Source organism: Nitrososphaera sp., assembly GCF_036397675.1.
In the GTDB taxonomy this organism is placed as follows: Archaea; Thermoproteota; Nitrososphaeria; order Nitrososphaerales; family Nitrososphaeraceae; genus Nitrososphaera.
The window spans coordinates 72441-96322 of the sequence record NZ_DASWIL010000027.1 but is presented as its reverse complement, the minus strand read 5'-3'; the positions used below and the strand labels follow the sequence as shown (position 1 = coordinate 96322).

29 protein-coding genes and 1 tRNA gene are annotated in these 23882 nt (G+C 54.5%); 17 read left to right on the top strand and 13 right to left on the bottom strand.

Annotated features, from left to right (window positions below; all coding sequences use genetic code 11):
• Positions 1-10: 10 nt before the first annotated feature.
• The gene (locus VGA14_RS06200) at positions 11-259 is read right to left on the bottom strand and encodes a DNA-directed RNA polymerase subunit H (protein ID WP_331002881.1); all 249 of its coding nucleotides are present in this window, start codon (positions 257-259) and stop codon (positions 11-13) included.
• A 243-nt stretch (positions 260-502) separates the two neighbouring features.
• Here VGA14_RS06200 and VGA14_RS06195 point away from each other — a divergent pair, with 243 nt between their 5' ends.
• Complete coding sequence (locus tag VGA14_RS06195) at positions 503-1336, top strand: PEFG-CTERM sorting domain-containing protein (protein ID WP_331002880.1); 834 nt, start codon at positions 503-505, stop codon at positions 1334-1336.
• A gap of 67 nt (positions 1337-1403) precedes the next feature.
• On the opposite strand, the gene VGA14_RS06190 is transcribed toward VGA14_RS06195, so the two are convergent.
• A tRNA-His gene (locus VGA14_RS06190) sits at positions 1404-1497 on the bottom strand.
• A gap of 129 nt (positions 1498-1626) precedes the next feature.
• On the opposite strand from VGA14_RS06190, the gene VGA14_RS06185 reads away from it, so the two are divergent.
• On the top strand, positions 1627-2550 hold the full coding sequence (locus VGA14_RS06185; protein WP_331002879.1) for a hypothetical protein: 924 nt from the start codon (positions 1627-1629) through the stop codon (positions 2548-2550).
• A 137-nt stretch (positions 2551-2687) separates the two neighbouring features.
• On the opposite strand, the gene VGA14_RS06180 is transcribed toward VGA14_RS06185, so the two are convergent.
• Complete coding sequence (locus tag VGA14_RS06180; protein WP_331002878.1) at positions 2688-3506, bottom strand: hypothetical protein; 819 nt, start codon at positions 3504-3506, stop codon at positions 2688-2690.
• A gap of 55 nt (positions 3507-3561) precedes the next feature.
• Between VGA14_RS06180 and twy1 the strand changes: the two genes are divergently transcribed.
• Positions 3562-4590: a 4-demethylwyosine synthase TYW1 gene (gene twy1 / locus VGA14_RS06175; protein ID WP_331002877.1), complete on the top strand. Its 1029-nt coding sequence runs from the start codon at positions 3562-3564 to the stop codon at positions 4588-4590.
• Here twy1 and VGA14_RS06170 read toward each other — a convergent pair.
• Together VGA14_RS06170 and VGA14_RS06165 are read right to left on the bottom strand one after the other, a co-directional pair.
• Complete coding sequence (locus tag VGA14_RS06170) at positions 4579-5124, bottom strand: XTP/dITP diphosphatase (protein ID WP_331002876.1); 546 nt, start codon at positions 5122-5124, stop codon at positions 4579-4581. The genes twy1 and VGA14_RS06170 overlap by 12 nt on opposite strands.
• Before the next feature lie 32 nt (positions 5125-5156).
• Positions 5157-5765 (bottom strand): Kae1-associated kinase Bud32, encoded by a 609-nt coding sequence (locus tag VGA14_RS06165; RefSeq protein ID WP_331002875.1) that lies wholly within the window; start codon positions 5763-5765, stop codon positions 5157-5159.
• 33 nt (positions 5766-5798) lie between these two features.
• Here VGA14_RS06165 and VGA14_RS06160 point away from each other — a divergent pair, with 33 nt between their 5' ends.
• Positions 5799-6110, top strand: a complete 312-nt coding sequence (locus tag VGA14_RS06160; RefSeq protein WP_331002874.1) for a hypothetical protein — start codon at positions 5799-5801, stop codon at positions 6108-6110.
• On the opposite strand, the gene kae1 is transcribed toward VGA14_RS06160, so the two are convergent.
• Positions 6107-7093: a KEOPS complex N(6)-L-threonylcarbamoyladenine synthase Kae1 gene (kae1, locus tag VGA14_RS06155; RefSeq protein ID WP_331002873.1), complete on the bottom strand. Its 987-nt coding sequence runs from the start codon at positions 7091-7093 to the stop codon at positions 6107-6109. The genes VGA14_RS06160 and kae1 overlap by 4 nt on opposite strands.
• A 2-nt stretch (positions 7094-7095) precedes the next feature.
• Positions 7096-8298: a redox-regulated ATPase YchF gene (locus VGA14_RS06150; RefSeq protein ID WP_331002872.1), complete on the bottom strand. Its 1203-nt coding sequence runs from the start codon at positions 8296-8298 to the stop codon at positions 7096-7098.
• 153 nt (positions 8299-8451) lie between these two features.
• On the opposite strand from VGA14_RS06150, the gene VGA14_RS06145 reads away from it, so the two are divergent.
• The 11 genes from VGA14_RS06145 (at position 8452) to VGA14_RS06095 (ending at position 17486) form a co-directional block, all read left to right on the top strand.
• Complete coding sequence (locus tag VGA14_RS06145) at positions 8452-8844, top strand: cupin domain-containing protein (protein ID WP_349257140.1); 393 nt, start codon at positions 8452-8454, stop codon at positions 8842-8844.
• 21 nt (positions 8845-8865) lie between these two features.
• Positions 8866-9558: a 7-cyano-7-deazaguanine synthase gene (locus VGA14_RS06140; protein WP_331002871.1), complete on the top strand. Its 693-nt coding sequence runs from the start codon at positions 8866-8868 to the stop codon at positions 9556-9558.
• On the top strand, positions 9548-10282 hold the full coding sequence (locus VGA14_RS06135) for a 7-carboxy-7-deazaguanine synthase QueE (RefSeq protein WP_331002870.1): 735 nt from the start codon (positions 9548-9550) through the stop codon (positions 10280-10282). Before VGA14_RS06140 ends, VGA14_RS06135 begins: the two co-directional genes overlap by 11 nt.
• Before the next feature lie 7 nt (positions 10283-10289).
• Positions 10290-10865: a GTP cyclohydrolase I gene (folE, locus tag VGA14_RS06130; protein ID WP_331002869.1), complete on the top strand. Its 576-nt coding sequence runs from the start codon at positions 10290-10292 to the stop codon at positions 10863-10865.
• A gap of 36 nt (positions 10866-10901) precedes the next feature.
• Positions 10902-12029 carry a hypothetical protein gene (locus VGA14_RS06125; RefSeq protein WP_331002868.1) on the top strand — a complete coding sequence of 376 codons (1128 nt, stop codon included), beginning with the start codon at positions 10902-10904 and terminating at the stop codon, positions 12027-12029.
• Positions 12030-12044: 15 nt separating this feature from the next.
• Positions 12045-13283 carry an AAA family ATPase gene (locus VGA14_RS06120; protein ID WP_331002924.1) on the top strand — a complete coding sequence of 413 codons (1239 nt, stop codon included), beginning with the start codon at positions 12045-12047 and terminating at the stop codon, positions 13281-13283.
• On the top strand, positions 13280-13621 hold the full coding sequence (locus VGA14_RS06115) for a hypothetical protein (RefSeq protein WP_331002867.1): 342 nt from the start codon (positions 13280-13282) through the stop codon (positions 13619-13621). Before VGA14_RS06120 ends, VGA14_RS06115 begins: the two co-directional genes overlap by 4 nt.
• Before the next feature lie 20 nt (positions 13622-13641).
• Complete coding sequence (locus VGA14_RS06110; protein WP_331002866.1) at positions 13642-13854, top strand: hypothetical protein; 213 nt, start codon at positions 13642-13644, stop codon at positions 13852-13854.
• A gap of 74 nt (positions 13855-13928) precedes the next feature.
• Positions 13929-15470 carry an acyl-CoA carboxylase subunit beta gene (locus VGA14_RS06105; RefSeq protein WP_331002865.1) on the top strand — a complete coding sequence of 514 codons (1542 nt, stop codon included), beginning with the start codon at positions 13929-13931 and terminating at the stop codon, positions 15468-15470.
• Between the two features lie 9 nt (positions 15471-15479).
• The gene (locus tag VGA14_RS06100) at positions 15480-16973 is read left to right on the top strand and encodes an acetyl-CoA carboxylase biotin carboxylase subunit (protein ID WP_331002864.1); all 1494 of its coding nucleotides are present in this window, start codon (positions 15480-15482) and stop codon (positions 16971-16973) included.
• Complete coding sequence (locus tag VGA14_RS06095) at positions 16974-17486, top strand: acetyl-CoA carboxylase biotin carboxyl carrier protein subunit (RefSeq protein ID WP_331002863.1); 513 nt, start codon at positions 16974-16976, stop codon at positions 17484-17486.
• Here VGA14_RS06095 and VGA14_RS06090 read toward each other — a convergent pair.
• The 6 genes from VGA14_RS06090 to VGA14_RS06065 are packed head-to-tail and all read right to left on the bottom strand — an operon-like array spanning position 17476 to position 22056.
• Positions 17476-17661 (bottom strand): hypothetical protein, encoded by a 186-nt coding sequence (locus tag VGA14_RS06090; protein WP_331002862.1) that lies wholly within the window; start codon positions 17659-17661, stop codon positions 17476-17478. The genes VGA14_RS06095 and VGA14_RS06090 overlap by 11 nt on opposite strands.
• Positions 17662-17712: 51 nt before the next feature.
• On the bottom strand, positions 17713-18195 hold the full coding sequence (locus VGA14_RS06085; RefSeq protein WP_331002861.1) for a peroxiredoxin: 483 nt from the start codon (positions 18193-18195) through the stop codon (positions 17713-17715).
• 36 nt (positions 18196-18231) lie between these two features.
• The gene (locus tag VGA14_RS06080; RefSeq protein WP_349257144.1) at positions 18232-19407 is read right to left on the bottom strand and encodes a cysteine desulfurase family protein; all 1176 of its coding nucleotides are present in this window, start codon (positions 19405-19407) and stop codon (positions 18232-18234) included.
• Positions 19400-20206: an ATP-dependent sacrificial sulfur transferase LarE gene (larE, locus tag VGA14_RS06075; protein ID WP_331002859.1), complete on the bottom strand. Its 807-nt coding sequence runs from the start codon at positions 20204-20206 to the stop codon at positions 19400-19402. The genes VGA14_RS06080 and larE overlap by 8 nt, the downstream gene beginning before the upstream one ends.
• Positions 20203-21447, bottom strand: a complete 1245-nt coding sequence (larC, locus tag VGA14_RS06070; protein WP_331002858.1) for a nickel pincer cofactor biosynthesis protein LarC — start codon at positions 21445-21447, stop codon at positions 20203-20205. Before larC ends, larE begins: the two co-directional genes overlap by 4 nt.
• 42 nt (positions 21448-21489) lie before the next feature.
• Positions 21490-22056 (bottom strand): hypothetical protein, encoded by a 567-nt coding sequence (locus tag VGA14_RS06065; RefSeq protein WP_331002857.1) that lies wholly within the window; start codon positions 22054-22056, stop codon positions 21490-21492.
• Positions 22057-22139: 83 nt separating this feature from the next.
• On the opposite strand from VGA14_RS06065, the gene VGA14_RS06060 reads away from it, so the two are divergent.
• A complete protein-coding gene (locus tag VGA14_RS06060) occupies positions 22140-23054 on the top strand; it encodes a malate dehydrogenase (protein WP_331002856.1) in 915 nt (304 codons plus the stop codon).
• A gap of 44 nt (positions 23055-23098) precedes the next feature.
• A complete protein-coding gene (gene larB / locus VGA14_RS06055; protein ID WP_331002855.1) occupies positions 23099-23881 on the top strand; it encodes a nickel pincer cofactor biosynthesis protein LarB in 783 nt (260 codons plus the stop codon).
• Position 23882: the final 1 nt, after the last annotated feature.

Here is a 23882-nt window from a genome sequence, read left to right as displayed (position 1 = left end):
ATCAAAGCTCTCAGCCTTCCACCACGTAGCGGTAATATACACTTTCACCCGCAGTCGGGCTCTTTCTCGTGATCTTGATGATGTCGCCGGGCCGGACGTCAAGATCCTCTATTCCTTTGTCGCTCATCAGTATGTACGGCAACTGGCCGGGTTTGGCGTTGTACTTTTTCAGCACTGCTTCGGCCTCCACCTTTGGAATGATCTGGTGCTTGGGCTGATACGAGTGGTTCGTTATCTTGACTACTTTTTTCTCAGACACAGGATGGCGCCTCCTTAAAACACAATAGCTTTTGCTCGACACAAAACATCAAAGTCAAATCATTTGATGAAAAAATAGCATATATAAATATTGTCAATATTTTATCCAAAACCAGATTTTGTTGGGAAAAGTGACGAATGATCTTGTGATGGTTCGACTGGAACGATATTGAAGGTTAGAGTTTCTTCACAAAAAAGATAAATAGTAACGGAAATATAGCGTGGTAGGTGTGCATAAGGGATAATGGAGTATAAAGCGTACGCACTAATGGCACTATTGCTGGCGTCGGTGGCATCTGTAGGCACACTAGGCACTGCCTATGCGCAGACAGGGTTCACCATAACGACAGACAAAGACGCATACGTTACAGGCGAAGACATCACCGTCTCCGGAAACGTCGGAGGGACACCAACCGGCCAACCTGGAGTGATCCAAGTATGGAATCCGCAAGGCACGCTCTATACGCAAGAGCCAACAATCATGCCTGCAGCAGATGGATCGTACAGTTTCACATTCAAGATTGGAGGCTCTAGTCAGGTCGCAAAAGTTAGCGGCGAATGGAAGGTGGACTTCACCTATGACGGAGTAACCAAAAGCACGACATTCGACTTTACAGCCATTGACGTAACCCCAGGATGGAGAACAGCAACGCTCGTGATCGACGGCGAGTTTGAACACAGCATCCTATACCAGATAACTGGCGGCTCTCTCAGGAGCCTAACTGGCGATTCTGATACTGCAACAGTCACTGCAACCATCACTGCAAACGATGCGGGCCAATTGATGCTGCAGTTGCCAAGGGAAGTGTTTGACTCTGCAGACACGAATGGCGATGACCTCGACTACATCGTATTCGTGGACGAGCTGGAGACAATCGTGGATGATGACTTTGGCGAAGACGTCAGGACACTGACAATCGACTTTGAGGAAGGCAGCGCGCAGATCGACATCGTTGGTACATTCCTTGTACCGGAGTTCGGCACAATCGCGGCAATAGTCCTTGCAGTCGCAATCGTCGGCATAATCGTAGCCACAACAAGATACAGCAAGTTCAGCTTCTTACCAAAGAAGATGTAAGGTAAGACGCTTTTTCCCTTTTTTTCATTTTTCGCAAAGACTACCGCAAGGTTTACTGAAATCAGGATGGGGCCTTCGGAGGGATTTGAACCCTCCTCAAGCGGTTTCTGCCTAAAAATAGTCCACAGCCGCCTATACTGACCAGGCTATACTACGAAGGCCGCATCTGCATGTGCGTTGACCACATTATATAATCGTTAGATTGTGCATGTTTAACAGCGCAAGAGTCCCTCCCGCTGCTCACCATTTCTTTTCTGTAACAATCTTTCATCTTGCAAGTCTTGGCTTGCTTGATTAGAATTGAGGGCAACCATATAAGAGCAGACCTTGGCGGAGAGTTGGATATTGGCGATAACTCCTATGCCATCGATGCACAGACCAAGGTAAAGTCGGGCAAGATTACAACCACAGATATCCATGGAAAGTCGGGCAATGAACGTTTGATTCTCAGAGGGTATCTGATTCCTTCAGAAACTCACAGTGCACTGTGGACGTTTGTTGCCCATCAAGCAGGAAAGTTTGGCGGAAAAACAAGGCTTCATGCTATGATAGGAGACGTAGAGTTGACAGCGACGTTACCGCCAAGTGGAGGAGACAAGAATGAGTTGCACCACTCTGCTATCAGCACTATCGGAAACCAGGTTGCAGGAAATGAATTCTCCTTTACTGTTACAGCGGTAAACGGGTTTGGAAATATCAAGACCGACTACACTGGCACGGTAACGGTGAGCACCAATGACGGCAACAGCCCCGCCCCAAGCAACAAGGCTCCTGAATTCAAACCGGTCACGCACACCTTCGTGTCCAGCGACAACGGCCAGTTCACATTAGTGGCCACTTTGTTCAACGCAAAGAATGATGTGACTATGACTGCAGCAGACTCTGTTGATACTGCAAAGAAGGGCACCAGCAACTCGTTCATCGTCTCTCCAGCAGCAATACACAGCGTGGATGTGACAGCATCTGCGGCAAGCGTTACAGTCGGTGGGACGGTAGACCTAGAAGCAAATGCATATGACGTGTACTCAAATGAGGTGTCAACGACCTTCGCATGGACAGTGGACCCGACAGCTGGAGGAAGCGTCTCTCCAACATCAAGCGCTGAAGACACCACTTTCACCGCTGCAGCAGTAAGCGAACAGACAATTGTAACGGTAAAGGCGACGGCATCAGGAAAGAGTGACTCTGCTACATTGACTGTGAATCCTGTCTAACACACGTCATCTTCCCTCTTTCTTTTTTTCTTTCTGCTTCTCTTACTCGCTCTCGTTTCCGGATCTTTCACTCAAGCTTAGCTGGCTTTGAGAAAGCGTAGAAATACATTAGCTAGAGCAACGCGGGTAGAAAAGACTCACTTCCCGGACAGGAGCCCCATTCTTACGGTCTCGACGCCAAGGTCTTCGAGTTTGTCTGCAAGCCCGTTGAGTCCTACCGAGTCTCCTGCAAGGTGCCCCAGCACCACTAGGTTACCCTTCAATTTCTCTTCCTTCATCTTGGCAAGGTCGCTAGGGTCAACATGTAAATAGATGACGGTATCAACGCCATGCTCAAAGTACGTCTTGGCTATTGAATGGCCGCCGTTGGTGCCTGCAGCTATGACAAGCACCCAGTGGCCGGCCCGGCTCTTTTCGCTCCCATAGCATACGCGCACGGTCGTTGCTGCACGACGGAACTCGGGTATGTCGCCGACAGACCTGACTATATCATATACACGCTCTGTTTTTCCCGCCTTGATCTTGCTCAGAATAACTTGGCGCATGTACTCATCGCAGGGCTGGTGAATGTTGACAAGGGGTATATTCATTATTCTGGCAGCGCCCACCACATCGTCGTAAATGTCTGCGTGTGACCGAGTCTCCACGCGCTCAGCAAGCTTCTCGACTGCCTTTTTTGCAACCGCCCTTGGCACGCCCTGCTCGACCATATAGTCTACGTGCCGTCCAAAGACTTTGAAAAAATTTATTTTTGCAACGCCTATCGGGTGGTGCGCTATCACCGCGTCGCACCCGAGGCTCTTTGCGAGCAACAGCTCGGCGGTCCCCACGTCCACTGCTATCAGTACCTTTTCAATGTTGTCGCCCTTGACGTGGACGGCGCTGTCTGCCGGGATTTTTTTCCATCCCGCAAGCTCGAGCCCCACCTTCATTATCCTGCCCGTGTCGATTGCCATGTTTTATGACGAGATGTGCAAAACTTAAATCTGTTTTGGGCCGCTTTGAAGAAAGATGAGCTGCTCTGATGAGTACGTCTCGCATGTAGCCGGAGACCTCATACAGATAACGCCGCAGGTGCAGGCCAAGCTGAAAAAAGCCAAGTACGGCGTCTACAACCACTCGGCAGTGGAACTATGCCACTGGACGAAAAAATCGTTTGCAAACGAGGGCAGCTGCTACAAGCACAAGTTCTACGGAATATCGACGCACAGGTGCATGGAGATGACGCCGGCTGCAATGAATTGCGAGAACAGGTGCGTATACTGCTGGAGGCCGGCCGAGTTCTACGACACTCTAAAAATGCCGGCCGAGCTGGTGGACGAGCCCGACGTCATAGTGAAGCAACTATTGAAAGAGCGAAAGAAGCTGATCAATGGGTTTTACGGCAGCGCCAGGAACAACAAGGGAAAGCTGGACGAGTCGCTCCTGCCAGCGCACTACGCCATCTCGCTCTCGGGCGAACCAACGATGTACCCGAAGCTCCCGCAACTTGTAAAGTATTTGAAGACCTTGAAGGCGACCAAGTCGATATTCCTTGTGACAAACGGGCAGGAGCCGGCGATGCTGAAAAGGCTCGCTGACGAAGACGCTCTGCCCACCCAGTTCTACCTTTCCACCAATGCGTCAAACAAGAAAATGTTCCACGCGATAAACCGCCCTCTGCACAGAAACGCTTGGGAGCGCTGGTGGGAGTCGCTGCGGTTCCTTGCCACTGTAAACACAAGAACCGTACTGCGTATGACGCTTATCCGGGGGTACAACGACGGCCACGATTTCGTCGATGAGTTTGCTCAGATGATGGCCGAAGGTAACCCACACTTTATCGAGCTGAAATCATACATGCACATCGGCATGTCTGCAGAGAGGCTCAAGCACAACGACATGCTTGAGATGGACGAGGTCCGAGACTACGCGGGCAGGCTCTGCACCAAGATACCGGCTTTCGAGGTAATGGACGAGAGCGCCGTTTCCAGGATTATTGTCTTGCAGAACAAAGAGCGCCGGGTCGACAGGTGGATAAAAGAGTACTTAGAGCCGTAGGTACCATTCTGCGAACCGATCAAGCGCTCTCCTCCTGTGCGAATAGTCGTCCTTGTTTTGCAATTCCGCATAGGTCAGGTCTGCGTCGTCAGGGACAAAGATGGGGTCGTAGCCCCACCCGCCACTTGCCTCCTGCTCTGAAATCCTGCCGGCGACCCTGCCTTCAAAAATGACTACATCGTTGCCGTCGTAGAACGCTATGAGCGACATGAAAGACGCCGACCTGTCTTGTTTGTTTGAGAGCAGGCGCAGTATGCCTGCGTTGCCAATGGTCTTGAACACGTACGACGAGTACTGCCCCGGAAAGCCGCCAAGCGCGCTTACAAACAGGCCGTCGTCCTCCACAATGACAGGTTTTGACACCTGCGCAAAGGCGCTTCTGGCTTTTTCTTTTGCAATAGCTTCAAGCGAATCTGACTGGATTTCCACGAGCTCGACTCGCACAAATTCAATTTCGATGCCATGCAAGGTAAGTATCGACTGGACTTCCCGGTACTTGTTCTGGTTCGTGCTTGCAAATGCTACTTGGCGCACTGCCGGCTCTACAGCCGGCGACAATAAAAGCGTCACTCGACTCTTGCGTAGCGCCCGCGCTGCTCTATCTCCCGGACGTTTGCAAGCACCTTGGCGGTCTTTTTCTTGCCCGCGATGCTCTCGTAGCCCCTGACAAAGCCTGAAAACGCGCCCTCGAGCCTGACGTGGGCGCCGGTGAAAACCTCCTTTATCAGCCTGACATCGACTGCCATATCCTCCATCCGCTCCGAGTAGTAGGCGAGCCCAAAGTCCAGAAGCACTAGCTGCCTGCCATCGACTATGAAATTCGAAGTCGTCAAGTCGCCGTGTACGATGTGCCCTGCGTGCAAGAGCGCGGCGTAGCGCCCCATCTGCAGGCACAGCCGCGCGTCAAGCACGTCTTTGGCCTGCTTGCCCTTCACGAACTCCATGACTATCTCTGCCTTTTCGGGGTCAACGAAATGCACGAACGGCGCGCTGATGCCGGCCACCTTTGCTGCTGACATAAAGCCTGCTTCATGGACGGTCCTCTGCCGGCGCACAGCGCTGTCAAGCGCCTCGTGACGGTAGGGCTTGGGCGCCCGTACCTTTGCAACGGCCTTCTTGCCGCGCCATTCCGTCAGGTAGATGTCGGCCTCGGCCCCGCGCCTGACGAGCTGCAATAGTAATATAGCCACTCCAGTCGAGATAAAAACGTGAGTTTCAGGCCCGAGCCCGGCGAACATGTCATCAACACCGAGGACTGCGCTGAGGACAACCTGAGAAGCGGCATCCTAATCCTCACCGACAGGAGGCTCGTCTTCCAGAAAACGGAGGGCAGGATGGCGACCCTGTCAAAGAAGGAAGGCGCCGTGGTCCTCGACATACCACTTGGCAGCATATCGTCGTTCAGGGCGGAGGGCTTTTTGGTGAAGAAGTTCGTCGCCATCACTGACGGCAAGACGTACAAGTTCGGCGTGTTTTCAAGCGGCAAATGGGAAAAGCAGATGAGACAGCAAAAGGGCTAGCGCCACGCGACGTCCACGCTGTCAAGTCTCCATGACTGGGTCACGAACGCGTCTGGTATTTTCACCGCCTTTTTCGTTTTCCGATAGTCCATCATCGCGCTCCAGGCTATCTGGGCACCGTTGTCGCCGGCGTATTTTATCGGGCAGGCAAAGAACCTGCTCTGCTGGCGCTCACAGGCCATTTCAAGCATCTGTGCAAGGCGCCCGTTTGCAGACACGCCGCCTACTATCATCATCTCCTTCTTGCCGGTGAATGACAGTGCTCGTTCTACAACCTCGGCGAGCATGGCAAACGAGGTTTCTTGCAGCGAGTAGCATACGTCGGCCACTCCTCTGGTCGAGGCGAGTTTTATCGCGGCAGTCAGCATGCCGGAAAACGAAACATCATTGCCCTTGACCACGTACGGCAGGTGCAGGTATTCTCCGGACGATTCTAAAGCGAGTTGCTCTATCCTGCCGCCGCATGGCGACGCAAAGCCCATCGCCCTCCCAAACTGGTCCAGGAGCTGCCCTATGGTTATGTCAAGTGTCTCGCCAAAGACCCGCCACCTTTTTTCAAGGAATACAAGTATCATTGTGTGGCCGCCTGACACTAGCAGCACGAGTGGGTCTGAAGAACTCGTCAGCACTGTGCCAAGCTCGATGTGGCCGATTGCGTGGTTGACGGGCACCAGCGGCTTTTTGTAATAGCCGGCGACTGTGCGGGCGACGACTGCGCCCACGCGCAGGCAGGGACCTAGGCCCGGCCCCGCCGAATACCCCACCATGTCGATGTCCTTCATGCTTGCGCCGGCCTGCTCAAGCGCCTCCTTCAAAACATAATGCGAGGCCTCGGTGTGGTGTCTCGAGGCCTCCCGGGGGTGAATGCCCTTTCCTTCCGGGGCCCTGTACACCGCCCTTGCGTCTGACAGTATCTTGCCTTTTTCATCCACAACGGCGCACCCAAACGTGTGCGCCGTGCTCTCTATCCCGAGGCACAGCATCGCTATCCCCTGCTCGCCGCCGAGACTATCTTTATCACATTCCCGCCTTTTAGCTTGTGGTCCCCACCTATCCTCTGCTTTGTTCGGGCGTCTATTGCGTACAGGAATCCCTTGGCAAGGTCGGCGTGCACTGTTGCCGCCAGGTATTTTGCAGTCGAGCCCTCTGGCAGGAGCCTGACGTCCGGAAGCACGTTGCCCTTCTTGTCTGCAAGCTTAACTTCGTCTTCAACGGGGTATACCACCACAAGATGCAGCAGCCCAAAGCAGGCGGCGTTTATGGCCTCCTGTACGCCCGTCGAGCCGTACTTTTCCATCAGCCCCTTGACAAGGTCTAGGGCCTTTTTCTGCTGCTCGTTCAGTGGCATGCTTGGTTTGACCACAAACGAGTTGTCGCCCGGCAGGTAGTGCAGTATGCCTTTCTTGGACGCCTTTTTCAGCATCGACTCGGCCTCAGATGCGCACGGGACCACCGCCATGCCTGCCTGCCTCATCCTTTCGATGTTGGCCTCGGCAGCTGGCAGATCGGCCTTGTTTGCGGCTACAATGAATGGCTTAGCCCGTGCCCGTAGAACCTTGCAAAAGTGCAATATGTCGTCGTCGGTCCATAGCGTGGGCTTCTTGGAGCCAAGCTCCGACTCGTGTATAGCCCCCGAAACGTGATGCTCCGCTATTGCAAGCCCTGACAGCCTCTTGGCAAGCATCTGCTCGAGCTTCTGCCCCTGGCTCTCGGCCTCCCGCGATGTCTTGCTCCAGTCCCTTGACACTATGCCAGCCATCCAGAGGTCGAACTCCTCTTCGACAAACTTGAGGTCAAACATCGGGTCGGCAGTCCCGGCAGGCACTGACTTGCCTGTGCTATCTGTCGAGCCGGACGCGTCCACTACATGTATGAGGACGTCGGCCTGCCTCGCGTCGTCGAGGAATTTGTTACCAAGCCCCTTGCCCGCGTGCGCGCCTGGCACGAGGCCCGCAACGTCGATGAGTTTTACCGGTATGAACCTGTTGCCGTCGATGCATATCGAGTGCACCGGGTTGTCCTGCACGCCAAACTCGCGGCAGGCGCACTTTACCCTTGCATACGCCACGCCGACGTTTGGCTCAATAGTGGTGAAGGGGTAGTTTCCGGAGGGCGCGGCGAGCTCTGTCGCGGCGTTGAAAAACGTCGATTTGCCGACGTTTGCCTTGCCTATGAGCCCTATAATCACAGGGTGACAAGCGCGCCGCACCTCCATTAATGTTTTTCAAACCCCGCGCACATTGTCATCTGGTTGAAAGCGGAAGACTGGGTGAAATAGCTCGGGCCTGCAAAATACCCTGAGGGCGGCTATTTCCGAGAAACTTTTCGCTCCGAGATAGATGTGTCGGCGCCGGGGTTTTTGGGAACTAGGAGCGCCTCTACTGCCATCTATTACTTGCTCAGGTCCGGACAGCTATCAGCATTCCACCGGATAAAGTCAGACGAGCTGTGGCACTTGTACGCAGGGAGCTCGCTTGTACTGCACGTCATTGACAGGGGCAGGCTGGAAACGATAACGCTCGGCAGGTGTAAAGGTCAAACCCCGCAGGCGCAGGTCAAGGCAGGGTGCTGGTTTGCCGCGTCGGTCGCAAGGCCCCGCTCGTACTCGCTTGCAGGGTGCACGGTCGCTCCGGGCTTTGACTTTGCGGACTGGAAGATGGGCGACAGGGAAAAGCTCGTAAGCAAGTATTCCAAAGCACTGGTGGACAATCGAGAAATACACAAGATAGAATAGGCCCCCTGCGCAACCTGCAGCATGCCAAGTGTCGTGTGCATCGCAAGCGGAGGACTTGATTCCATCTGCTACGCTGCGGTGCTTGCCCAGAACCACGACATCTACATGATAACTTTTGCGTACGGCCAGCGCGCAAGGCGCGAAATAGACGCTGCCAGGCGCTTTGCAAGAATCCTGAAGGCGGAGCACAAACTTGTCGACATTGCTTTCATGAAGTCGCTCTATGGCTCGACAAACGTGCTCACAGACGAGAGCAAGAAACTATCGACAGAATTCGAGCAGAGCTTGGTGGTCCCCGCAAGAAACGCCATCTTTATCTCAATAGCCGGCGCGTGGGCTCTGAGCATCGGCGCGGTTAAGGTGGCGTACGGCGCGCACCTAGACGACGTCCCACATTACGCTGACTGCCGGCCCGAATTTGCAAGGGCAATGGAGGAGGCGCTCAACCTTGCAGACGCCGACAGCATAGGTGCGGGAAAAAGGCAGAGTGTTCAGGTCATATCGCCGGCGGCAGGCGGGCTGGACAAACAGGCACTCCTGAAGGCGGGCCACAAAATCCTCGACGGCAGGCTGTTTTCCACGTGGAGCTGCTATTCAAACGGTGTCAGGAAAAATAGGCAGTATGTTCATTGTGGGCAGTGCGAATCGTGTATAAATAGGAAGGCGGCATTTAAGGGTGCTCAAATAGATGACAGGACGCGCTATGCAGCGTAAAAGGTCCCCAGGCAGGGTAAGGCTTAGCGAAATCTTTACAAGCATCGAGGGCGAGGGCGTCCTCGCCGGCACCAAGACGTTGTTTGTTAGGCTAGCCGGCTGCCCGCTGAAATGCCACTGGTGCGACACGCCTTACGCAATACCGATGGACAGCGGCAACGACATTTCTATCGATGAAGTAAAGAAAATGATTGCAGGTGAGCTGCAACCAAACACGTATAAGGTGAATTTCACAGGGGGCGAACCGCTTGCGCAGGCTGACGCAGTAATAGAACTTGCCAAGTTTGCCAAGTCAATGGGGGTCAAGACGTACCTAGAGTCGGCGTGCTTTGACGCAGGTAAGTTCGCTAGGGTATTGCCATACATAGACATATGCAAGGTCGAGTTCAAGCTGAGAGACGCAAGGGCGGTTGATGACAATAACTATCCGACGCTTTTGAAAAACGAGTTGGAATGCCTGAAGATAGCAGTTGCCGCAGGCAAAAAGCCCTACATCAAAGTGGTCGTCACGAACTCGAGCGACCAGGAAGAGCTTGCGGACCTTGCAGGAAAGGTGTTTTCAAACATCAGCCGGAAAAACATAGCAGGATTTATAATACAGCCGAGCTATGGAATAGATGAGCCATTGTTGGATAGGCTTTTTGCGTTTTACGACGCAGTCTACCCGCTCTATGAGCAAGTTCGCGTCGTGCCCCAGCTTCACAAGCTAATAGGAGCAAGATAGCAAGCAGATGAAGGAAAAAGGACTCAACAAGAGAAAGATAGCCAAGCTTGTACGACAGTTATTGATAGAGCTTGGCGAGAACCCCGACAGGGAAGGCCTGATAGGAACGCCCGACCGCATGGCCAGCATGTACGAGGAGATATTCGGCGGTTACCACATGGACGCCGAGCTTGACGTTACGTTTTCCGACGAGACCGATGTCGTAATCGCAAGAGATATCCAGTTCTATAGCATGTGCGAGCATCACATGCTGCCGTTCTTTGGCAAGATACACATCGCCTACGTGCCGACAGGCAGGGTGTTTGGCATATCCAAGCTGGTCAGGCTCGTGGAAAAATACTCGCGCAGGCTACAGATACAGGAGCGACTGACAAAGGAGGTAGCAGATGAGCTGATGCGGATGGGTGTCAAGGGCGCGATGGTGATAGCAGAAGGCGAGCACCTTTGCATGAGGATGCGCGGGGTGCGCAACAACAGCTCGATATTGACCCTTGGCTACCGGGGCGTGATGGAGCAAAAAGATTTGCGCGAGCACGTGCTTGCAATAATCCAGAACCCGAAGGCAGACCTCAGGTCTGTCTGAATAGTTAAATAACTACAGCTGGCAGCAATTTCCTGCATGAGCGGCAAGGACGAATCTATTTTCTCAAAGGAGTCTCTTCTGGGCACGCAGGCTGGCAAGGAGATAATGAAGCAGGGCCTGCTCAGGAGCAAGGGGTACAAGCAGTTCAACCACTATAAAGAAAAAACGGAACAAGAATCCGGGGCCTTTGCCAAGCGCTTTGTCGCAGCGCTCCATCACGCAATGGATTCCGACCCGAGTCCCGCCCTCACTGTGCAAAAGTTTGCCGACGAGGTGGGTTCTGCAGAGCTTGTGCCCGAGTCGTCGGCTCTTCCGGGCATAAAGGCGCGCCTATCAAGCCCCGAGGTGCTGCAGGACAGGGTGATGCGCATCTTAAACTCCAACTTTGTCAAGATGACGTTCCCCGTCTTTAACGCGCTTTACGACGCCTCGGTACAGTATTTTGGCGACGCAGACTCGCAGGAAAAGCGCGACGCAGTCATTGACGGCCACATCATCGCCATCGATCTTTCAGAGCCGATGGACAGGATTGTAGACCGCGACGAAGACCTAGAATACTTGGAGGACTACAAGTTCATGTGCCCCTACATACTTGCGATTGCGCGCCAGAAAATAGCGCAGGGCGGAGATGGAGTTTTGAAGGCGTTTGAGGCAGGGTTCAAGGACGCGAGGATCGGCCAGTACACCGACGTGAAATTAAAGATGAATCCTGCATCAATAAACGACGAGAACATGAATGAATGCTACAAGAAATACAGGGCAGTTATGGGCACGGCTGGAAGGAACATGGCGCTAAATCGCCGCCCGCTGAGCGACATATTCCACCTAGGTATGGCCAAGGCCGGCGAGTGCGTCGGGTGCGGCAACGAAATAGAGGACGCGCTCAAGAACAGCGCGGTCAAGATACCGTCGTGGCCCCTTTACTTTGCCATAAACACGGGAGATGTGAAGAGAGGTTTCGAACTAACTATGCGAAAGAGCGAGCTGTACTTGGACGAGGCAAGGATGGCCCTTGACATGCTCCCCGAGAAGTTCGATCTCAGGCAATTCCTTGAATTTCTGTTTCTGACCGTGTGTCACTACAACCAGCACTGGTACAACGAGTTTGTCCGGCGCGCCCCCTTTGCCGAGTTCCAGAGCAAGATAGAAGCGGCGGTAAAGTAAATGGCCCCAGCCTTGATGTGGTCCGAAGTCTACAGGCCCAAGATGGTGGAGCAGATGGTGGGAAACGAAGACGCGCGCCTTGCAGTGTTAAAGTGGCTTGAAAAGTGGGTGTCAGGAACCAAGCCCCTCCTGCTGCTGGGACCGCCGGGCATCGGCAAGACAACTCTGATCCACGCGCTTGCCAGGCAGTTTGATTTCGACCTTGTCGAAATGAACGCAAGCGACACACGGAACAGGGAAAGCATTCATGCGCGAATAGCGCCGGTTATGAACAACGTCAGCATCTTTGGCGTCAAGAGCCTGCTCTTCCTCGATGAGGTCGACGGCATATCGGGCAGGGAAGACTCGGGCGGGCTTGACCTGCTCGTAGACATGATGAAAGAGCCGACCGTGCCGGTGATAATGGCGGCAAACGAAAAGTCGGCCAAGATAAAAGAGCTCGCAAAGGCCTGCAAGACTGTCGAGTTTGCGCCTGTTCCGCCGAGACTGCTCCTGATGTTCCTGGAGCATGTGCTTGCAAGCGAAGGTAAGAAGCTTGGCCCCGGCGACAAGGCGGCCATAGTCAACAACAGCAGGGGCGACATCAGGACGCTCCTCAACGGCGCCCAGTCACGCGCGGCAGGGTACGCCACGGTCTCAAACAGGGATGTCATCGAGATAGACATCCAAGACGCGATAAACGGATACTTTGCTGCGTCAGGCAAGGAGCAGGCGGTCCAGTTCCTTATGATGGCCGACGCGTCGTTCCCCGACCCACGGTATGAAGGCATTAACCCGGAATCGCGAAGAAAGGACATGATAGGCGCGCTATTTTCAACCATAGTGTCGTCGCACACAGGCGACAGCCTTGCAGGCATGCTCGACGTGCTTTCCAAGGCAGACGTGGTTGTGGGCAGAGTAGGCAGGCGCAGGCACTGGAGTCTGTTGCGCTACGTGACTCCCATGCTGGCCCACGGCCTCTATGAAAAATCGCGGGGCCTAGACATACGCTACAGCCAGTACTCGATGCCCTGGCCCGTCATGGGACCCGTGTTTGCCAGGTACCAAACCATCCGCAGGCTGGCGTCGTTCATCGGACCGGCGACGCACGTCTCGAAGAGGACCTGCAGCTGGCTTGTCCTGCCGCATCTTGTCAGAGAAATGATAAAGGAGAAAATAAACCCGGCGGAGTTTGCGATAGCCAACTTTAATGACGCGTCCGTGGGCGAGTCGCTGGCAAAAGAGATAGAGCGTGCAAAGGGGGCAAAAAAGTGAGCGAGCACTGGATAAGACTGCTCGTAAAATACAAGGGCAAGTGCTTGGTGTGCGGCAAAGAGATCCCGCAGGGCGATTATGCGCTATGGTCGAGGACCGCAAAGGCGATAAAGCACGTAAAATGCGAGTCTACAGAGCCGGAAACGCCGGTAGTGATCGAATTGAAGTGCTTCATCTGCGGCAAGAACGCCGGCTGCGCCTCGTGCAGTTTTGAGGCAGACTGCAACCGCGCAATCGTGTCGCAGATGTGCATCTGCGAGCAGTGCATGACAGACGAGGACGCCTACAAGAACTATCAAGGTGCATTCCTGGCCAAGATGGCAAAAGTTAAAATGTAAAAGGGCGGTAGCCTTGGCAGATGTCTAGCGAGTACGAGCACAACGTGGGACAGCTCTTGGCCGAAAAGAGGGCCAAGATGGCAGAACTTGAAAAGAACTCAGAGGCAAACAGGGGCAAGATTGCCATGCTGAAGCTCGAGGTTGAAGCGCTGGAGTCAATGTACGAAAACTACAACTTGGGCATGAACGTGTTTCGCCGCGCGCAGGGCGGAAGGGCGGGACTGCGTGAGTAAACACCGTTCAGAAATCATCATCTATATGCTGTAATGAATTTATATAGCCTGCAGCCGGCATAAGCTACACTCCCATGCATGAAGAAAAAATAAAGCGGCTGGCATCGATGAAAAAGTCTGCCGAGGGTGGCGGTGGTGACGAGCGCGTCGAGGCCCAGCACCAGAAAGGCAAGCTTACTGCGCGGGAGAGGATTGCACTATTGCTCGACGAGGGGAGTTTCGTCGAGATTGACAAGTACGTAGTCCATAGGGGCGAGGACCCGACCATCCAGAAATTCTACGGCGACGGCGCGGTGACGGGCTTTGGCACCGTGGCAGGCAGGCAGGTTTTCGTGTTCGCCTATGATTTCACCGTGCTTGGCGGCTCGCTTGGCGAGATGACCAGCAAAAAGATCACAAAAGTCATGGACCACGCCATGAAGGTAGGGTGCCCCATAGTCGGCATCATCGACTCGGGCGGGGCAAGAATCCAGGAAGGCGTCAACAGCCTTGACGGCTACGGCGACATCTTTTTCAGAAACACTATGGCTTCAGGCGTGATTCCGCAGATAACTGCAACCATCGGCCCGTGTGCAGGCGGAGCAGTATACTCGCCTGCGATGACCGACTTTGTGGTTATGGTCGAGAACATCGGTCAGATGTTCGTCACGGGCCCCGAGGTGGTCAAGGAGGTCCTGAGCCAGGACGTGTCGTTTGAGGAGTTGGGAGGTGCACGCGCGCACGGCAGCAGGTCCGGCGTCGCGCACTTTGTCGCAAAGAACGAGTACGACTGCTTTGACAAGATAAAGAAGCTGCTGTCGTTCGTACCGCAAAACAACGCAGAAGAGCCGGCGATCGTGGAGACAAACGACGACCCGAACAGGGTCAACCCCAACCTGATAAACATGCTGCCCGAAAATCCGTATCAGCAGTACGACATGAATGAGATAATCAAGTCAATAGTCGACAACGGCGACTTTTTCGAGATCCACGAGCTGTTTGCGGAAAACGTGCTCGTAGGATTTGCGAGGATGGGCGGCAGGACGGTGGGCATCGTGGCAAACCAGCCCATGTACCTTGCAGGCGCGCTTGACATCAACTCGTCAAACAAGGCGGCGCGCTTTATCAGGTTCTGCGACGCGTTCAACATATCGATTGTGACGCTTGTGGACACTCCAGGCTACCTGCCGGGGACCGACCAAGAGCACAACGGCATCATCAGACATGGCAGCAAACTGCTGTTCGCCTACTGCGAGGCGACGGTGCCAAAGATAACGTGCATAGTGGGAAAGGCGTACGGCGGCGCGTACATAGCTATGGGGAGCAAGAACCTGCGCGCAGACATCAACTACGCTTGGCCAAGCGCCGAGATTGCGGTGCTGGGTCCAGAAGCTGCAATCACGATCATCAACAGGCGCGAGCTGAAAAGCGCGCCCGACACGCCGGCGTTGAAGAAAAAGCTGGCCAAGGAGTACCGCGGCAAGTTTGCAAACCCCTACCTTGCCGCAGAGCGTGGCATTATCGATCTTGTAATCGACCCAATGGAGACCCGGCCGATGATAATCCGCGGCCTTGAAGCGCTTGCGACCAAGAAGGAAGCTAGGCCGTACAAAAAGCACGGGAACATCAACCTGTGAGGGAACGAGATGGGCAAGAAAATCACGAGCATCCTGATCGCAAACAGGGGCGAGATAGCGCTCCGCGTAATCAGGGCGTGCAAGGAGCTCGGGATAAGGTCTATTGCGATATACTCTGACGAAGATGTGCGCGCCATCCATGTAAAGAGGGCTGACGAGGCCTATCACATAGGCCCGGCGGCCCCGGCGCAAAGCTACCTGAACATGACCAAGATAATCGAGACAGCAAAGGCAGCAGGTGCAGATGCTGTCCACCCCGGCTACGGCTTCTTGTCAGAGAACGAGAACTTTCCGGAAATGTGCGACAAGAACGGCATGATATTCATCGGACCCACCGCCAAGGCGATGGACCTGACCGGCGACAAGATGAAGTGCAAGGCCGTCATGAAAAAGGCCAAGGTCTCTACGGTGCCGGGGAGCGATGGCGTCATCAACGACGTTGAAAAGGCGGCCGACATCGCGCACGAGGCAGGTTACCCCGTACTGCTAAAGTCTGCGTTTGGCGGAGGCGGCAGGGGCATCAGGCTTGCGAACGACGAAAAACAACTGAGGCAGGAGTTCGAGATGGCGTCGGCAGAGTCAAAGGCGGCGTTTGGCAAGTCCGCGCTCTATGTGGAAAAATACCTACAGAGGATAAGGCACATTGAATTTCAGTTAATACGCGACTCGCACGGTAACGGCCGCCACCTGTTCGAGAGGGAATGCTCTATACAGCGCCGCCACCAGAAGCTGATAGAGATGTCGCCCTCGCCGGTGGTGGACCAAAAGACGCGCGAAAAAATGGGCGAGATAGCTGTAAGGGCAGCGGCTGCGGTAGATTACCTGAACGCCGGGACGGCAGAATTTCTACGCGACCCGGAAGGCAACTTTTACTTTATCGAGATAAACTCCCGCCTTCAGGTGGAGCACCCCGTTACTGAACTAGTCACGGGCATTGACCTTGTGAAACTGCAAATAGGAGTCGCCCAGGGAGAAGAAATTCCGTTCAACCAGGATGACCTGAAGATGAACGGCTGCGCCATAGAATGCAGAGTAAACGCCGAGGACCCGTTCTACGACTTTGCCCCGTCAGTCGGCCCCGTCCCGTACTGCAACCTCCCCTACGGCCCCGGAGTCAGGGTTGACACATACCTGTATCCCGGATGCACCGTCTCTGGCTTTTATGACTCGCTCGTGGCAAAGCTCTTGACGTGGGGAAGCAACTTTGACGAAGCCCGCGTAAGAATGCGGAACGCGCTGGACGAGTTTGTGATAGAGGGCATAAACACCACCATCCCGCTTTACAGGACTATAATGGAAGAGAAGAACTTCATCAAGGGTGAGCTTTCGACAGACTACCTCGAGCGCTTCAGGGTGTTTGACAGGATGAACGACGAGGCCAAGAAGAGCGCGGAGGAAAAGGCGTCGGCCGCGGTGGCCGCGGCTCTCTTGCATTCTGAACTTGTGAAAAAGGGCGCGCCGGCCAAGTCGTCAAGGTGGAAGCAGGCAAGGGTGAGCATCTAGTTGGAGTTCAAAGTCGGCGAGCTAGCGCAGCTGCTCACGGGCGAGGTTCTGAGGACTGCTGACGACGGCTCGGTACTTGTCAACATCGGCAACAAGAACCACACGCTCAAGCTGTTAAAGTCGGGCACGGGCGAGTTTGAATTCATACTGGATAACAGGTTCCACCACGCCAAGGTGCTCCATTCTGGGAGCGCCGAAGTAAGGATGATGCTCGACGGCCAGCCCATCACGGTCAAAAAGCATTCAAAGCTCACCGAAGTCCTGGAAAAGGCGTCGGCGCTTGGCGGAACCGGCGGCGGTGACAGAAACCTGGCAAGCCAGATCCCCGGCAGGGTGGTAAACATCGCGGCAGAACCCGGGACTGATGTCAAGAAGGGCGACGTAATAGTTGTTCTGGAGTCGATGAAGATGCAAGTTGCAGTAAAGGCGCACAAGGACGGCCACCTGAAGGAAATAAAGGTCAAGCAGGGCGCGAGCGTTTCAAGAAATGACGTGCTTGCAGTTATAGAGTAGTTTTCGCTAGCCATCCTTCTACTATTTTCGCAAGGTATATTGCCGATATTATCCCCATGCCTATCGATGAGAGCACGACCAGCGCGGTCGAGGCCATCAGCAGCGTGCTATTTTCCGCCGCGGCGCTTGCTGCAATCATGCCAAGCGAAGCAACCAGTACTGTCGCAAGCGGCACGGCAAGCCTCTTTGTTGGGCCTCCTTTCTACATAAAGAATTGTGAAAGGCGCTAGTTGTTTTTCAGGAACTCCTTTATTTCCGCATAGTTGGGTTCTACAAGCGGGTTGTCTGACACCCACCTGTAGCGGACCTTGCCATGCCCGTCCAGTATGAACACCGATCTCTTCGCAGCGTTGTAGTCCTTGAGCGACGCAAGGTTCTTCATGACTATGCCGTACTTGCTGATGACCTTGCGGTCATAGTCTGAGAGCACCGGGAAGTTGAGGTGTCGGTTTACGGTAAAGAACTTGTTTGAAAACGGGCCGTCGATGGAAATGCCGAGCACCTGCGCCCCGTAGTCGCGCAGCTCGTCCATCGAGTCGCGAAGCATGCACATCTCTGCGGTGCAAACCGGCGACTCTGCCGCCGGAAAGAAGGCTAGGACGATCTTTTTACCCCGGTAATCGCTGAGTTTGTGCGTCTTCATGTCAGCGTCTGGGAGTTCAAAGTCGGGTGCCTTCTGGCCTACCTTTGGAACAGATGATTTAGCCATGTACAAGAGCCGGCCAGAATTGGCATAAAAAGATTTTCAGGTGTACTTTGACTTGAAGGGTGAAAGCGCCCGCAGCTCCCGCACGATGCTTGACAGGACCGCGACCGTCCTGTCTATTTCTTCTTTCGTGTTCTGCATAGAGAGCGTCAGCCTGAGCGAGCCGGTTATTTCCTCGTACGAAAAGCCCATAGCCTTCAGTACGTGAGAGGGCTTTTGCTTCTTGACGGAGCACGCCGAGCCCGTCGAAGCGGCGATGTCGTTTTCGTCCAGCTTTATAATCAGGTCCTCGCCGTTCACGCCAAAGAACGTAAAGTGCGCGTTTGCCGGCAGCCTGCTGATTGTAGAGCCGTTGAGCCTGCTGTGGGCTATCTCCTGCGACACTTTGCCTATAAGGTAATCGCGAAGCTCCGATACATGCTTTTGATATGCGGCAAGATTCTTTGCGGCAAGCTCGCACGCCTTGCCAAAGCCCACTATGCCGGGCACGTTCTCGGTCCCCGAGCGGAGCTCCGATTCCTGCCCGCCTCCGTGTATCAGCGGCATTATGTCAAGGCCATGGCGAATGTAAAGCGCGCCGGCCCCTTTCGGCCCGTTTATCTTGTGCGACGACATCGACAGGAGATCGACGGCGAGGTCCTTGGCGTCGACAGGGATCTTGCCTGCGGCCTGCACGGCGTCCGTGTGGAAAAGCGCACCTGCCTTATGCGCAATCCTGCACAGCTCCTTTACCGGCTGTATTGTACCTACCTCGTTGTTTGCGTGCATGACGCTTACAAGCGCGGTATTCTTTGTCAGGGCCCCCTTGAGGTCTTCAGGCCTGACCGAGCCTTGGGCCGTCACCGGCAGGTAGTTGACATTATAACCTAGTCTCTCAAGGTCGCGGCAGGGCTCAAGCACGGCATCATGCTCTATGTAACTTGTTATGACATGACGTTTGCCCAGCGCGCTTTTGGCGTACTCTGCGGCGCCCTTGACTGCAAGGTTGTCGGCCTCCGTGCCTCCAGACGTGAACGTTATCTCTGACGGCTTTGCCCCGATAAGGTCTGCGACGCGCCTGCGCGCCTGTTGTATTGCGCGCGTAGTCTCCCGGCCAAACGAGTGGATGGACGACGGGTTGCCGAACTGCTGCTTCAGATAAGGCAGCATTTCCTGTATGACCTCGTCGGCGACGGGCGTTGACGCCGCGCTGTCAAGGTATATCCGCTCAACCATGTTCAACCATCTCAAGCCTGCCCTGCTTGTAGCCGGCCGCGTCCACTGTGACAAATTTGAACCCGAGCTCCTTCAGCTTTGCGTCGACGAGTGTTAGCTTGTCTGCGTCAAAAACCCGGTGCAGCTCGTCCCTGCCGACCTCTATCCTGGCTATCTCGCCGTGGTCGCGCACGCGCACCTGCCTCACGCCGAAAATCGACTTAACTGCAATCTCGGCGCCCTCTATCCGGCGGAGCTTTCCATAAGTAACCTCCATCCCTGCAGGTATTCTCGAGGCGAGGCATGCGTTTGACGGCCTGTCATGAACTGAAAGATGAAAGTCCTTCGCTATCTGCCGTACACCGGCCTTGCTGATGCCAAGCTCCGCCATTGGACTGCGCACACCGTTTTCTCTGAGAGCGCGTATCCCTGGACGGTAATCGGACAAGTCGTCGATGTGCGTTCCGTCGACCATCAGTTCGATGTTGAATTTTGTAGCCTCCTTTGCAAGGTGCTGGCCAAGTTCTGTCCGGCAGTGGTAGCAGCGCGCCCCGTCGTTTTTCACAAAGTCCGAGTTCTCAAGCTCGTCGTACTCGATTACCATGTGGCAGATTCCTATCTCTCTTGCGACCTGCCTTGCGCTATCGAGCTCCTCTCCTGCAAGTGTCTTGTAGTCTGCCGTGATCGCGATGGCGTTATTGCCGAGTGCCTTTTTGGCGGCCAGCGCGACGACCGCGCTGTCAACCCCGCCGGAAAGCGCCACCAGCGCCCGCTTACCGTTTTGCAAAAACCACCCCGCAAGCCTTTCAAAGTCTGTCATATCGCACCAGTCTTTTTCGCCACCTGCACGCTTACAAGCTCGGCCACACGCCGGGCAGGCATGTTGCACCGTGTTGAGATTATCTTGATGTCCTCAAACTCAGGCTTGGCCCCTTTTACGTTGCCTGCCGCGTCCTTGACGACCTTGACGTGCACCTGAAACGTGCTGCCGGCTATTTTCACCGGCACGGTCAATATTGTGCGCGGAAGCACGACTCTTTCCACCTGCTGGACGCGGGCTCCAAGCGTCCCGGTCTCGCTAAACAGCACGTCAAGCACTGCGTTCTGTAGCTGGTTATCGCATATAACCCTCACGAGGTGCGCCGGCCTGCCCTTTTTGCCGGTGCCCGTCAGCACTGTCACGTCCTTTGCTCCCGCATCAGTCAGCCTCTCGATGAGGTTGCCGAGTGTTTCGCCCGTCGCGTCGTCGATGTTTGTCTCCACCAAACAGATGGTGTCCTTTTCAACCGCAGATGGCGCCGTTCCTATCGTCACCCGCACCAGGTTGGCAAATCCGGCGAACTCTTTGCAGCCGGTGCCATAGCCAATTTTTTCAGTAATGATGGGAGGGTAATAGTCGACGCTTTTCTGCGCAATGCTGGCAAGGAGCGCCGCGCCTGTCGGCGTCGCAAGCTCGTCTTTTGCCTGCCCGCCTTCAAGCACGAACTGCCTGCCTTTGAATATGTGCAGTACGGCGTCAGCAGGGTTCGGAACGGTGCCGTGCGAGAATTTCAGCTTGCCGGCGCCCACTGCCACTCTGGTGGAATACACCTGCGCGTCAAACAGCCCCAAGTCGTCGAGGGCCACCGCGCAGGCGACTATGTCAGCAAGAGTGTCGACGCTTGACGCCTCGTGAAGGTGAACATTGTCAGGGCTCTCACCGTGGATTGCAGCTTCGGCGGATATTATCGACTTCATCGCGCCCCGCGCAAACCTGCGCGCTTTGCCGGCGAGCTCAAGCGAATCGCAGGTTTTTTCAAGCGCATTAATCATTTCAGATCCCTTGCGCTCGTGCACGCCGTCATTGCAGGAAAGTGTGAGCTGGGTGGCCGAAAAGCCGTGCGTGGTTATCTTGTTGAATGAAACTTTAGTTATCTTGCTTCCTTTCAGAAATTTCTGGCAGGCAAGGATGGCGTTAGCGACCTTTTTCCTGTCCGCGCCGGCATCTACAAGGGCTGACACCAGCATGTCGCCGGCAATCCCGGCAATCTGGCAATCTATTACTGCAACCTTTGCCGCCATTACCATGCTAGTTGGCTTTTTGCTTTATATCACGTTTGTGCTTTATTCCAGGCTGCCAAAGTCGTAGGTCGGAATTTCTGCTGGAGGATTGCCATAGACAAGGACGATCTGTGTGCGCGATTCGAGTGGTATCTCCCTATAGTTCCCTACAAACTCGATGCCATTTACGTATGCTGTTGGCTCGTCTCTTAGCGAGTCAAAAAACGCCTTCGAGGGACTGTGAGTCTGACTCCATATATCAGTGAACTGTCCAAGGGTATATTCCGTCTGCGAGGGCGCTTCTACATGAATTATGCCATCACCGTCGTGGGTATGAAGCCAGAAGAGACAGGAGGAAAGTATTCCGACGCTAGCAGGAACCTCTTTCCTCTGTCCATCGACAAATACGTCCAAGTGTGAGTGAACATGATAATTTGTAACCTCTCGGGTATGACATTCTACTCCACTTATCGCTAGCGCCTCGGGAGGCTTGTACAAAATGGCGGCGACAACTCCAACAGCCACCACTGCAATAACAGCAGGTATTATAACCATCATGTACTTCTTTTTCCTGCGCCTGTCGGCCGCAAAATAGCTGTCGTCGCGCTTGCCGCCCTTTTTCTTGGACACGTTTTTGATGTCAGCAGTCGCTCAATTTAAAGCTGACCGTGGTTTGTAGGTTTATAAGTAATCCAGCACGCTAGCTGCCCCAAATGACAATAACAGTTATCGGATCAGGCAAAGTTGGTGCCTCGGCCGCCCTCAACTGCGGCCTGAGGGAGCTTGACGACGTTCTCCTTCTCGACATCATCCAAGGCCTGCCGCAGGGCGAGGCAATGGACATAAACCACCAGCTTTCCGAAAGGGGCTCCGACTCTATAGCAACGGGCTCGAATAACTATGAAGATATGCGCGGCTCCGACTATGTCGTGTTGGTTGCAGGAGTTGGGCGTAAGCCGGGTATGACAAGGATGGACCTCTTGAAGACAAATGCCGGCATAGTAAAGGACGTCGCTTCCAAGATAGGGACGTACGCAAAGGACGCGACCGTTATCGTAGTCACGAATCCGCTTGACCCGATGACTTACCTTGCGCTGAAAACGATCGGCTCCGCAAAGAACAAGGTGATGGGCATGGGAGGAATGCTAGATTTATCCAGATTCAAAAGCTTTATACAGGAATCGACAGGCGTCTCCCGCGACTCGATTCAGGCAATGGTGATTTCAGAACACGGCGAGAACATGCTTCCCCTCACGCGCTATTCCTCTCTGGGCGGCATACCACTGCACGAGTTTATCTCGAAGGAAAAGGCGCAAGAGATCTTTGAAAAGACGAAAAAGGTGGCAGCAGACGTCATCGCGCTAAAGGGCGCGACCGTGTATGCGCCGGGCAACGCGGTGGCGACGATGATAGAGTCGATGTCAAAGGACAAAAAGATGGTGATACCCGTATCCGCGTACCTGCAAGGCCAGTACGGAGTTTCTGACATCTGCATTGGTGTGCCGGCGGTGATCGGTGCTGGCGGCGTAGAAAAAATAGTCGAGCTCAGGCTGGACAGCTTTGAGCAGGAGGTTTTCAACAAAGGCGTAGCAAGCGTCAAGGAAGGCATTGGCGCCCTCCCCCTCTGATTCTAACCAAACCTTTTATCCCGTTCTCTTTAATCGAATGGCGGTTGGACCTACGCACTATCCTCGACAGGTTTGCAAGGGGAGCCATTAGCTTTGAGGAGGCCCAGAATGAGATAGCGATACACGCCATCGAGCACGTGGAAGACATAGCCAAGCTCGACGTCGGCAGGGAGCCAAGAAAAGGGCTGCCTGAAATAGTGCTTGCGGAGCGCAAAGAGTACGCCGACATGGTCAAGATCGCCCTTGCCGCAGCCAGGAGGAGCGGCCGGGTGGTCGTGAGCAGGGTGAAAAAGCGCGACCTGAAAAGGCTTGCGGCCGTGCTCCAGAAAAAAGGTCTGAAGGTCGAAATGGGCAGGAACAGCACCACAATCCTTGCCATCGAAAAATCTACAGGGCAGAGCAGGGGGACAATAGGCGTGGTTGCAGCCGGCACTTCAGACATCGGGGTCGCGGAGGAGGCAAGGCTCGTGGCGGAGGCGATGGGCTGCAAGGTGGTAACGAGTTACGATGTCGGCATCGCCGGCATACACAGGCTCTTTCCTGTACTAAAAGGCATGCTCTCAAAAAATGTGGGCGCAATCGTGGTCGTCGCTGGAATGGAAGGCGCGCTTGCCTCCGTCGTTGCGTCGATGGTTGATGTCCCTGTGATAGGAGTCCCGACGTCGGTCGGTTACGGCTTTGGATCGGAAGGCGTGGCTGCCCTGGCGTCGATGCTACAGAGCTGCACGCTCGGCCTTGCAGTCGTCAACATCGACAACGGCGTTGGAGCGGGCGCGTTTGCGGCGTCCATCGCAAAGAGGGCAGCTGGCGGCCGTGAACGTTTATAAG

What these genes read in the sequence shown, in the direction of transcription:
- VGA14_RS06195 (WP_331002880.1), top strand. Translation starts at nt 503, where the DNA reads ATGGAGTATAAAGCGTACGCACTAATGGCACTATTGCTGGCGTCGGTG.
- VGA14_RS06180 (WP_331002878.1), bottom strand. Translation starts at nt 3,506, where the DNA reads ATGGCAATCGACACGGGCAGGATAATGAAGGTGGGGCTCGAGCTTGCG.
- twy1 (WP_331002877.1), top strand. Translation starts at nt 3,562, where the DNA reads ATGAGCTGCTCTGATGAGTACGTCTCGCATGTAGCCGGAGACCTCATA.
- kae1 (WP_331002873.1), bottom strand. Translation starts at nt 7,093, where the DNA reads ATGCTGTGCCTCGGGATAGAGAGCACGGCGCACACGTTTGGGTGCGCC.
- VGA14_RS06140 (WP_331002871.1), top strand. Translation starts at nt 8,866, where the DNA reads ATGCCAAGTGTCGTGTGCATCGCAAGCGGAGGACTTGATTCCATCTGC.
- VGA14_RS06135 (WP_331002870.1), top strand. Translation starts at nt 9,548, where the DNA reads ATGCAGCGTAAAAGGTCCCCAGGCAGGGTAAGGCTTAGCGAAATCTTT.
- folE (WP_331002869.1), top strand. Translation starts at nt 10,290, where the DNA reads ATGAAGGAAAAAGGACTCAACAAGAGAAAGATAGCCAAGCTTGTACGA.
- VGA14_RS06125 (WP_331002868.1), top strand. Translation starts at nt 10,902, where the DNA reads ATGAGCGGCAAGGACGAATCTATTTTCTCAAAGGAGTCTCTTCTGGGC.
- VGA14_RS06120 (WP_331002924.1), top strand. Translation starts at nt 12,045, where the DNA reads ATGTGGTCCGAAGTCTACAGGCCCAAGATGGTGGAGCAGATGGTGGGA.
- VGA14_RS06110 (WP_331002866.1), top strand. Translation starts at nt 13,642, where the DNA reads ATGTCTAGCGAGTACGAGCACAACGTGGGACAGCTCTTGGCCGAAAAG.
- VGA14_RS06105 (WP_331002865.1), top strand. Translation starts at nt 13,929, where the DNA reads ATGCATGAAGAAAAAATAAAGCGGCTGGCATCGATGAAAAAGTCTGCC.
- VGA14_RS06100 (WP_331002864.1), top strand. Translation starts at nt 15,480, where the DNA reads ATGGGCAAGAAAATCACGAGCATCCTGATCGCAAACAGGGGCGAGATA.
- VGA14_RS06085 (WP_331002861.1), bottom strand. Translation starts at nt 18,195, where the DNA reads ATGGCTAAATCATCTGTTCCAAAGGTAGGCCAGAAGGCACCCGACTTT.
- VGA14_RS06080 (WP_349257144.1), bottom strand. Translation starts at nt 19,407, where the DNA reads ATGGTTGAGCGGATATACCTTGACAGCGCGGCGTCAACGCCCGTCGCC.
- larE (WP_331002859.1), bottom strand. Translation starts at nt 20,206, where the DNA reads ATGACAGACTTTGAAAGGCTTGCGGGGTGGTTTTTGCAAAACGGTAAG.
- larC (WP_331002858.1), bottom strand. Translation starts at nt 21,447, where the DNA reads ATGGCGGCAAAGGTTGCAGTAATAGATTGCCAGATTGCCGGGATTGCC.
- VGA14_RS06060 (WP_331002856.1), top strand. Translation starts at nt 22,140, where the DNA reads ATGACAATAACAGTTATCGGATCAGGCAAAGTTGGTGCCTCGGCCGCC.